Source organism: Halorubrum sp. FL23 (assembly GCF_052439115.2).
GTDB lineage: Archaea > Halobacteriota > Halobacteria > Halobacteriales > Haloferacaceae > Halorubrum > Halorubrum persicum.
This window is the reverse complement of sequence record NZ_JBQVRO020000024.1, coordinates 17,534-27,711: the sequence shown is the minus strand read 5'-3', so window position 1 is coordinate 27,711 and position 10,178 is coordinate 17,534. Positions and strand designations below refer to the sequence as shown.

9 protein-coding genes are annotated in these 10,178 nt (G+C 53.6%); 2 read left to right on the top strand and 7 right to left on the bottom strand.

What is annotated here, in order from left to right; all coding sequences use genetic code 11:
• Positions 1–56: 56 nt before the first annotated feature.
• Positions 57–695, top strand: coding sequence for a DUF8137 family protein (locus ACT4MF_RS17480; protein ID WP_444683719.1), 639 nt, complete (start codon positions 57–59; stop codon positions 693–695).
• A 230-nt stretch (positions 696–925) separates the two neighbouring features.
• On the top strand, positions 926–1,198 hold the full coding sequence (locus tag ACT4MF_RS17475; RefSeq protein WP_444683720.1) for a hypothetical protein: 273 nt from the start codon (positions 926–928) through the stop codon (positions 1,196–1,198).
• 458 nt (positions 1,199–1,656) lie between these two features.
• Here the strand turns inward: ACT4MF_RS17475 and ACT4MF_RS17470 are convergent, their stop codons facing one another.
• From ACT4MF_RS17470 to ACT4MF_RS17440, 7 genes are all read right to left on the bottom strand, one after another.
• Complete coding sequence (locus ACT4MF_RS17470; protein ID WP_094520053.1) at positions 1,657–2,949, bottom strand: Cdc6/Cdc18 family protein; 1,293 nt, start codon at positions 2,947–2,949, stop codon at positions 1,657–1,659.
• A 782-nt stretch (positions 2,950–3,731) separates the two neighbouring features.
• Complete coding sequence (locus tag ACT4MF_RS17465; protein ID WP_444683721.1) at positions 3,732–4,409, bottom strand: methyl-accepting chemotaxis protein; 678 nt, start codon at positions 4,407–4,409, stop codon at positions 3,732–3,734.
• Positions 4,410–6,198: 1,789 nt separating this feature from the next.
• The gene (locus ACT4MF_RS17460; RefSeq protein WP_444683722.1) at positions 6,199–6,642 is read right to left on the bottom strand and encodes a hypothetical protein; all 444 of its coding nucleotides are present in this window, start codon (positions 6,640–6,642) and stop codon (positions 6,199–6,201) included.
• 588 nt (positions 6,643–7,230) lie between these two features.
• Positions 7,231–7,488, bottom strand: a complete 258-nt coding sequence (locus ACT4MF_RS17455) for a hypothetical protein (RefSeq protein ID WP_444683723.1) — start codon at positions 7,486–7,488, stop codon at positions 7,231–7,233.
• A 239-nt stretch (positions 7,489–7,727) separates the two neighbouring features.
• Positions 7,728–8,777: a hypothetical protein gene (locus ACT4MF_RS17450; protein ID WP_444683724.1), complete on the bottom strand. Its 1,050-nt coding sequence runs from the start codon at positions 8,775–8,777 to the stop codon at positions 7,728–7,730.
• A complete protein-coding gene (locus ACT4MF_RS17445) occupies positions 8,774–9,466 on the bottom strand; it encodes a hypothetical protein (RefSeq protein ID WP_444683725.1) in 693 nt (230 codons plus the stop codon). Before ACT4MF_RS17445 ends, ACT4MF_RS17450 begins: the two co-directional genes overlap by 4 nt.
• Positions 9,463–9,849, bottom strand: coding sequence for a DUF7344 domain-containing protein (locus ACT4MF_RS17440; RefSeq protein WP_202593960.1), 387 nt, complete (start codon positions 9,847–9,849; stop codon positions 9,463–9,465). The genes ACT4MF_RS17445 and ACT4MF_RS17440 overlap by 4 nt, the downstream gene beginning before the upstream one ends.
• Between the last annotated feature and the right edge of the window lie 329 nt (positions 9,850–10,178).

The following is a 10,178-nucleotide window of genomic DNA, read 5'->3' as shown; positions in this document are numbered from 1 at the left end:
CTTCCTCTGACGTATCAACTGCTACTTCGTTGCGTCGAGTGTTGGCTTGGTTCTAAATGATCTTGCGACGCGACCAAGATTTTCTCGACGCATACCATCCAGACACAGCTGATAAGTTCCCCCACGTGACGACAATTCTCCAGAACGTTACAAGTCGCTACCTTATCAGTACCCGCCTGTCGGCCGGTATCGATAGTGTTCCAGTTTCCGCCCTGACATTCTTCAGTTCGATTCTCGACCAGTTTGAGGGAGATGGATACGATTTCATCAGAGAAGCACTCCATCCGTACGGCTGGGGTATCGGGCATCCAGACCATTCGGTTGCGGACGATATCCACCAGTACGCCTCGTCGAGTCTCCCGCTCGTGAATGCGATACTCGAACATGCGTTCTATGCCGACCAGCATTCAGCCGTAGAACTGCTTGAAGAACTGGTTAACGACGAGTCGGTTCAACAGACACTCCCATATCGGTCTGGTAAGATTTCGGGACCACGATACCTGCTGGATGCTCCCGCTGGTGCTGTCAGCGATTTCGATCCAACGGTTCCACGCTATTGGGAGTGGCAGGAGGAACTTGATTACGAGTTTGTGTTGGATGAAGGTGTTGAGACGCAGATTCGAGAGATAGTAGCTGAGCAAGGTGTCGGTGACGAGTTACCCTCCGACTGGGAGATCGCTGACTTGACTCTGTGATCTATTCGTCTTTAGTTAATACTCAATGGCCGTGCTGTCCGCTCGAACGCGGCCTAATCACACCGGCTACGGGGAGAAAACGCCGTTTGTGATGATTGGTTATCGATTGTTCTCAATGGTGCTGGTGTCTCATCCGTGAGTTCTCCTATATTTAATACCAACAAGCATAATCTGAGAGAATATATTACTATCAGGCTTAACTGAAGACGAATGGTGTAGTGAGCCGACGCATGATCCGAGATGAGGAGTCCTTGTCGTGTACAGACTGGACTTACTCATTCCTTCCGAAAGATGCCTTGATAAGCCGCCGCTACCACGCGGTTTCTCGCTTAACTAAAGACGGATGGGCTGACAACTGGGCTGATACAGCAAGCTATCTCTACTTTTTTGTTGTCTACACAGTTGAAGACTCCATTGAGCGCGAAGTAGGCAAATTGGTCACAACAGCCGGTACAGTTGATGATGTGATCGACGAGTGGACGCTTCGAAATCACGACTCATAGTGATTACTGCGAATAGTTTCAGAGGCGGCGTCGAGGGACGCTTATTCAGCCGCCCTCAATGCCGATACGGATCGTCACGGCGGTAAAAACTTACAGTAATCACTATCAATGGGTGAATAGCGGGCACGAGACATCTCCTGGCGCGTGCTACTCCGCCGACTGGGTGTCTCCCAAGAGCGATTCGAGACAGCTGATATTATCGATCTGACTACCTAGACGTAGAATCACATATGTCGGCTGGTTAATTTTGAGCGAGAAAACTCTAATTCTCCAGCTTCGGCGGTTGCCGAGAAGCGAGCCGGTCACATCGCGATCTACCAATAGAGCCGGGCATTAATGAGCTCAGTTCTCGACACCAGTCCACGCAAATATAGTATTATATTTTATATATGTTTGTGTATATATCATATAAAAATTACGGTGATTTCTCGAACCCTGCGCGGTTGAGTCTCAGGATTTCACTGGAGAATGTCTTCGGGCGAGGAGACACTTTCTAAGTCTTGGAGCCGTGGGTCTTCAGCGAGTGTGGCTGCGAGCACGATTGCGGGACGGTGGTTCAGCTCGTGGTCCTTCTTTATTCCACGTCTGTCGCCGCGGCCCTTTCGCTCGCTCATCGTTACGCCGAGGAACTCCAATTCATCGAGGAGGTCTGAGACACGTTGGTAGCCAAGGACGTTCGACTCGACGTCTTTCGCGACAGTCTGGTAGCGGTCATAAACTTGCGACGTTGAGACGGTGTCGCCTCTCCCGTCGAGTCGCTTCGTCAGCGTATACAAGACGAGTTTTGCTTGATCTGGGAGTGTGCTGATGCTTTTCGAGAGGAGATCCGCTTCAACGAGGTCTCTTGCTTCGGTGACGTGGTTTTCGGTGACGGTCTCGTCCATGTTCCGTCGGGCCATCATGCCAGCCTTGTTCAGTAACTCGATCGCTTTTCGCGCATCTCCGTGTTCGTCGGCTGCGAGCTCTGCTGCTCTTTCGATCGTGTTGTCACCGAGGACGCCTTCCTCGAAGGCATCGCGACGATTCTCGAGGATATCCTCCAGCTGGTCAGCGTTGTACGCTGAGAACACGAATTCGGACCCGCCCATCGAGCTTTTTACGCGCTGGTTGACCTTGTTTCGGAACTGTGTCGTCTTGTTGCTAATGAGCACGATGGAGATGTAGGTCTCTATCTCGTCGTTTTCACGGGCGCGCGAGAGAGCATGGAGCAGGTTGTTGAAGTCTTCAAGCAGATCGATCTCGTCGAGGATGATGACCAGCCCGTCGTAGTAGTCGTCGACAATATCCCAGAGTTCCTCGGTGTAGGTTTTCCAGCCTACGCCACGCTTCGGTGGAGGAGAGATACTCGGTTGGGCTTTGATCCCGTATTTTTCGTCTAGCTCGTCGAAAACCGAGAAATACAGTGTTCGCGAAGCACGGGTGATCGTGTTGTTCGCGTTGCAGTCGACGTATACATTGGTCGCGTGGACCCCGTTTTCTTGAGCACGTTCAGTGATCTTTGAAGAGACGTGCCGTGAGACGAGGCTCTTCCCGGTGCCAGTCTTCCCATAGATTTGGATGTTATCTGGCACGTCGTTGTAAATGAGGTCCTCGAGGCTGAGTGCGACGTTCGTGATTTCTTCTTGTCGCCCGACAATCCGGCCTTCGTCGGGGACAGTACCGACCGAGACGAGAGACTTGTTCTGGAAGATCCGTGGCGAGTTCCCGATCACCTGGTCAACCGAGAACCCACTTTTGTCTGTGTCGCCCATGGTTCGGAGTTGTGCGTTGGCGTGATAAGTTTACCGCCCCCAGTTTGGAGTGAGTTTGTCGGTTATATGGGCTAAAACTCTGAATCTATGCCGGTCTGAAAACCGGTCAACACCCTCAGTTTGGAGTGAGAGGCGTCTTGCTCCACTTCCCACCCCCAGTTTGGAGTGAGCATCTTGGGGATCTGATACGGGGGACCCCCGGTTTGGAGTGAGATTGTCAGGAGTCCAACAGAGAGGGGGACCCCCAGTTTGGAGTGAGTAAACCGGGGGAATTGGCGGTGGAATAGAACCGAGAAATTCCAGACGAACAAGTACCTCAACAGGGTGTGGAGTATGACCTAATTCGGATCTTGTACCGTCTAATCTATCTCAATCTGGACTTCCCCGAAAGCTGGACTAGACAGAACGTCTCCAGAATACAACCACCAATTCGTCTCGACATATTCTATACTACTACATTATATTATATATGTAATGATAAAGGCAATAACTAAACAATAGAAATAGAGAATAGAGTGCTGTAGTTGTCTTTTAGGGTTAACAAGAAGTTAGTGCTATAGTCTCTTTATATACTCCGTGCTATAGTCTGTTGAGATACCGAGTATATGGTCTCGGTTGGATCGTCTCTCCTCCTTTGGGGACCTCACTCCAAACTGGGGGTCCCCGTGTGTGGACTACAGAACCACGGATACGGGAGATAGTCTGGAGCGTCGATACTCTGGAGATTTGGAGCGGAAGCGTGGGGTGGGGTTGTCCGACCGTCCGATCACGATACGGCTACCTCAGACTGACGTGTCCATGACCTCCGCCAGTCCGCGGTCAATCTGCTCGACCTGCTGGGTCAGCTGCGAGACCATCTCCGTTTGGCTCTCGTTTTCGGCCGCGATCTCTGCGATCTCCTCGCTCACGACAGTCGCTCGTTCGGAGACGTCGTCGACGGCACTCGATATCTCTTCGGCCACGCTTGCCTGCTCGTCTGTTGCGGCCGCGATCTCGCTGATCCCGCTTTCGGTCTGTTCGACTGCCGTCAGGATCTGTTTCTGGTTCTCGAGAACGCCTTGGATGTCGTCTCTTGCAGACTGGATCTCGTCGTTGGCTGCGTCCACTTCGGCGGTCGTTTTGGAAGTCTTCGCTTTGATCCTCGCCACGATGTCTTCGATCTCGTCAGCTTGCTCCTGGGAGCGATTCGCGAGATTCTTCATCTCGTCGGCGACGACCGCGAAGCCGTCGCTGTTGCTCCGCGCCGCCTCGACGTTGGCGTTCAACGCGAGCATGTTCGTCTGCTCGGCGATGTCGTTGATCACACCGACGAGCTCTTCGACTTCTTCGAACTCGTCTTTGAGGTCCGCGATGTCGTCATTTCCTTCGCCGTCCCCGTCGCTTCGCCGCTCTCGTAGTATCGCTGTCTCGCTGTTGTCGCCTTCCCACCCCCACCGTCGTGTCACATCTGGTACGGTCACGGTCGCGTCTCCCCGCCCACCCACCCCACACCGCTCACATCGCGACCGCGATCCTCGATGTCGTCGACCGCGCCTCACCTCGCACTCTCGCATCGTGATCTGCCCTTCCCTCCTGTCGTCGCCACGCCGCCGCTGTTCGTCATCGGGTGTCGTGTCGTCTCGGCGGTCCCTCAATGTTGTCGCGCGCTCGGTGGTCCGTTCTTGATGGTGGTCGAGATCGCTGTGTTGCTTCCTGGTCGTCGGGCCGACTTCGCTAGTCGTTCGTCTAATCGCCGAGGGTCGTCGCTGGTCGATTCTCACTTCCCATCGCTCGTCGGGTTGTTGCTGCCGGGTCAGTCCTGCTGGTGGTGTCGTGGCTCGCCTCTGGAGTGCTATCGATCAGCTGGTGGTCCGTCATCGACCTTCGTGGCCGGTTCGTCCCTCGTTCGATGTCGGTCCTCCGAGTCAAGCTCTCCTGCTACCTCGCAGTCGTTGCTGTCTCGCTTCGTCGCCGACACTGGTCGTGGCTCTTCCGTGGTCCTCTGCGCCGCTCTCCGAGGGTTCCATCCACTATCATATCTCTGATAGTATTCGCTTTGTCCGCCTCCCGCCTCCCCCACTTTCCCGCCTCCGTTTCTCGGCTCCGTCCCGAACCGTTCGCTACGCGACTATCCACTGAACTTCATCTCCCCTGAACCCTAATTGTGTGAATTCGGCTGAACGTATTAGACAACCCCAAGTTCGTTAATAGAGTCTATAAAACTCTCTCGTCGTATGGCTGAACGTATGAGACTGATTTGGCTGGTAGCGGTTTCATGAACCACCCCCCGCAATCCCGCCGCCTTCCTGTCATTAGATGACCTAACAATATAGATATATATTTAATTATGGATACCCCGAATTCCGCTGCCGTCTTGTCATTATAAGATGTTAGCCGGGGGTTGTTGGGTCGAAAATTACTTCATGAAGCACCCCACCAATCCCGCTCCCGTCTTGTCATTACGTACTTCATGAAGCATCCCCGCGATCCCGCCCCCGTCTTGTCATTATGCGGGATCGGCTGCTACTCACAAGATTCACATTTGGTTCATGAAACACCCCCACCAATCCCACTCCAGTCTTGTCATTACGCACTTCATGAAGTACCCCGCTAATCCCGCTCCCGTCTTGTCATTACGGTGTGTCGACCAACACTTGCCGGATTCAGAATCGCTTCATGAAGGATACCCGGTAATCCCGCTGCCGTCTTGTCATTACGCACTTCATGAAGGACTCCCGCAATCCCGGTGCTGTCTTGTGATTATAGTCCAGAATTTCCGCTAGAAGCATATGAGATGTGATAGAATGCCTGGTAGTGGTAGCAATAACGGGCAAAAGCTGTGGTTGCTGGAAGTGGATTTCTCGTCGAACAGGATCCGCATTTTGCTTTCTGAAAGTCTTGGCTTGGAGCTGTTAGGACGGGGATTTGATGCTAATTCGTCTCTAGTTCCACGCTGTTGTGTCGCCAGTTTGTTTCCAATTCAACGCTGATGTGCCGGTAGTTCGTCTCCAGTTCTACGGTGATGTATTGCCAGTTCGTCTCCAATTCAACGCTGATGTGTCGCTGGTTCGTTTCCTAGACTAAGTATCCGCAGAGGGGGGTTAGAATACTGGGCTGTGTTACGATGGCTGATGTCGGGTCGATCTAGAGACGGGACGAACGACGCAAAAAGAATAGCTGGTCTCGGAGTGCACGTCGACTGTCTACGGACAGAGACAGTCCGGCGATCTATCGTGTTTGTGTGGGAGCCTACTTAGGTGTGTAGCCGTGCTAGGTCTCGTCAGTAGATGTTGATGGTGAGGCAGCCGCGTAGATCCCTCCGTCTTCATCGAGGTCGATAACCAACCCACCAGGGACGTTATCGCCGCCGATGTCGCCGTTCCATTCCGGTGAATACCGAATAGTTTGGTCCACGGAGAGATCGTGTTCTTTGAAGAATCCTGTTGCGGCGATTACCGTACTCCCATCGCTGCGTTTGAGCGAGTAGACATCACCCCGATCGTAATCTGCTGATAGCGGGATGAGTGCGACCTCATTATTGGCTTTGTTGTACGCGAGGATGACGGCTTCTTTTCCCTTGAGATGCTGTTCAACTACTGTTGAATTTGGCGCAAGGTGGCTATCTGTGCGGAAGGAGATGTACTCACGGCCGTGGAAGATGTCGAAGCCCTCATCGGTGGCGTTAGACCGAAATATTCGTTCCTGCTTATCCACTCAGCTTTGAACGTTGTCGTGTTGACACTATTTGGCCCGAAATCGGAGGAAAAGACGTTCTACGAGGAGTCTACGGTATCGGCCGAACTGGAAAGTGATTCACAGAGGATAATGAAGGCAGCGCTCACGGCGTTTGAACCTCTAGTGGAGAGTAGAGCGTCTGCGGCTGAACTCTCTTTTCCATGCTCACACCGTCTCAGCCGCTATTTTCGGTCGATTAAGTGTTAGATACTCAACGTTCAAAGCTGAGTATTCACTCATCTGGATCGATACTCGGAACTTCTTGTTCCCAGCTCTCTTCGGCGTAGCTATCGTCGTTGGGTGTCACCTCAAACAGGCGGACAGCCGAATCAAGCGACTCAAGCCGAAGTTTTGACTCATCGACTCGACGTGGTTCAATACACATCATCTGCTCGGTTGATGAGGCCGGTTCCAAAGAGTCGAGCCATCGCGTTTGACGCAGTTGTCTTGTTGATGTCTGTTCGGTCGCGTTAAGTTAGTATCAATATGGCTGCGGTCATGCGATTTTACTGAAGTGTTCTAGAATTTACAGCTGATCGTGTTCTGACGATCAACGGGAAGGAGAACTCAGAAGGTAGATCCTGTTTCTCCCGGAGTTACTACCTGTCTCGAGTATATAAATTGGTTTTCCCAATTCGGAGAATACTCTCGCCGTCTTGCGTTTCTGCTTAATTTAACGCGACCGTCTGTTCGGGCTACAATTTTATCTGGTGTGAATCCGTACTCGTAGTGTGTAACAGTGAAGCTAAGGGCCTTGTACAGGTTTGATTCTGGCGTAACCGGGAGCAGTTCATCAGCCGTGAGTTCTTCAACGGGAACTGGCATTTTTATTACAACCTATCAGAAGATGATATTACAGTTTTTACAGAGCCGTTGTTCCACACGAAATGAGAAGCGTAGTGTGTCACTACTCTCTGTACGTCAGTAGAAGTCGGAATCAGCTAGAGTTCCTGATCTGGTGTGAATGCCGGTGAAACCAACAATTGAGATCCTCGCAAAAAAAACTCTGAGAACAGAGGCCCAAATCCGGCTGTTTAGCTACTTAACACAATATCTCACTAGGGTCAATGACCAGCAGCAGGATGGGTATCATCGTCATCTTGGTCGCTTTCGATCGGCTCGTAGTCAGCGTCTTTACCCACCGGGGTGAAGCCTGGGACGTAGCTGAAGCGTTTCCCTGGCTCCCCACGAAACATTAGTGGGAACGAACCGCGATCCTCTCGAGCCCGATACTGCGGCCCCCACTCATTAAGTGCCGTAGTCGGCTTCGCTACATGCGGGGCAGGGAGTTCTGCACGCTCTAAATCCTTGAGTGTGAGTACCCGTACTTCGAGTTCGCGTGCTAGTTTTTCGGCTCGCGGAGTGAGCTCGGTTGTGTGACAGAGTACTGGCATCGCACGACAGGCAAACGCTACCGTACAGAGCCGAAAGAGGATACGCGGCGTGATTGGGTCTGTCGTCCAGTCTTTACACTGAGCGACGATCCAGTCGCTGGGTTCCTGCTGTTTCGTTCGTCGGCGAGCGACAACATCCACCTCGAGACTGAAGATGTGTTGGCGTCTTGCCGCCCCGTATCCCCAGCGGTTGAGTGCCCGATCGAGTTGATACTCGAGCCACCGCCCATCACTGTCACCACGACCCCCAACGTGTGGGTCGATTTCGCCAATAGTGACATCCGCTTGAGCGGCCAGGACTGGGCTTTCTGTCGGCACCGCGGGAATGATGTCGCGTAGCGCTGTAGCGTACTCAAGCGCTGTTGTGAACTTCTCAGCAGGCGCCTCGTCGTAGTTGGCCTCTGCCAACACAGCCTGTAGTGAGCGGATCAGCCAGCATAACTGTTCTTCCACGCGAGTGAGTGCAGTCGCGTAATCGTTGGCAGAATCTAGTGTATTGTCGTCGGTCGAGTCATCGTCACAATCTGGGTCAGGAAGAATCCGTTCGGCCTCTTTGATGGGCTGGTTGGTTAGATACAGGAGGCGGCGGGCGAACATCCGCTGGTCAGTTGTGAGCGTGTGGTCGCCTTCGATCGTTTCACGGAGTGATGTGAGTGTCTCCGTAAGCGAGCACAGATGATTTGCGTACCCGTCTGGGAGGTAGGATTCGTTTGCGCTCATCGGGTGAGTGGGCTGGGGGTGAAGTGGTGGCGTGTCAATGTGGTCTCTGAGAGCGCCTTGATGCTCGGTTGGCCCTGTTGCTGGATGTGGTGGTAGAGTTCCGCTTCGTCGGTGACGGTGACCCACTGAGGGCTGCCGGCCTCTCGGTACCGCAATTCGTCGTCGACGGCCCCAAGCACACCTTGTTCAGTTGTCGCCGTCGCATCGAAGACGAGGACATCTGGATCCGGATGAGTCCACGTACCGCGAATCCAGTTAAGCTGTGTCTCGATCGTCGGCGGGTCGATGGGATCCGGATATCGTGGTTCCGCTGGTGCGCTGATCGCGACGTCGGTGACACTGTCGCGACCACAGATACGCCAGCGTTCACCTGTCCACTCGAGTTCACGGCGGGTCCAACTGTCACCGTCGCTGTCTGGGTCGAGGGTAAGTCGTCGTGGTGGAGTATGAGGTGGGTCCCACTGGAGGACACATGACCCACCGTCAGAGAGTGTACCGTCATTTGTTCGACGCTGGTGTTCGAACAGCGCAGTATCGATTTGCGACCGTGCTCGCCGGAGTGTGACGAGAGGGTCTGCGGACGGTGTGGCTGCTGTTCCGTCGGCGGTATCGACCGCCTCGAACAGGCGATGGAAGCGGGCGTCGATGTCTCGAAGTGTCGCGAGGGCACGGGCTTGTGTCTCAGTCATGCGCTTTCCTCGCGGTCTGGTTTGTAGCAGGCTGTCTGGAGCCGGCGGATGTATTCGGCGAGTGGTTCAGTTGCGTCTGTCGCGGTTACGGTCTTGGATCGATCATCGTAGTCGACTGCACCGACTTCATCGAGGGTCTCGAGATGCTGCTGGGTCAGCGCGATATAGACCGACGTACGTTCGTCGCTGCCGACCTTGCTGGGATCTATCCCGTTTTCGATGGCCGCGATTTCGACCGCAAGTTCGTTAGTGGGGACTGCTTTGGAAGCGCGTGACAGAGACAATACGACGCGGCGTCGGCGACTATTTCCAATCGCATCGAACGCGACATCTGGTTCCATTGGAACCGCGAGTGAGGCCGTCTCGTCGGGCGTGTCTGTCATTTAGCTCGCCTCCGTAGATGGGATCGTCCGTCGATGTGGCTGGCGTCTCTTCGACAAGCTGTAATTAGTGAGGGGTTCATGCGGGGTGTCCTGTCGCCACGGCTGGGACTCTCTGGTCGGCTTGGGAGGTTGATTACCTATGGTTTGGATGTGGGCGCTGCTGTGCGCTTTGTCACGCTGGTGTGCGAGTTGTACGAGGGTGTCTGTCACTAGGTCAGTTTTGAGCGTAGTGTTCTGAGAGACAGAGTTATGACTCCTGACCCTGGTGTTTTGGATTGCTGTCATTGGGTTGGCAGCACGATTCCTCCGGCGTCCTAGCGCCGGGGGAG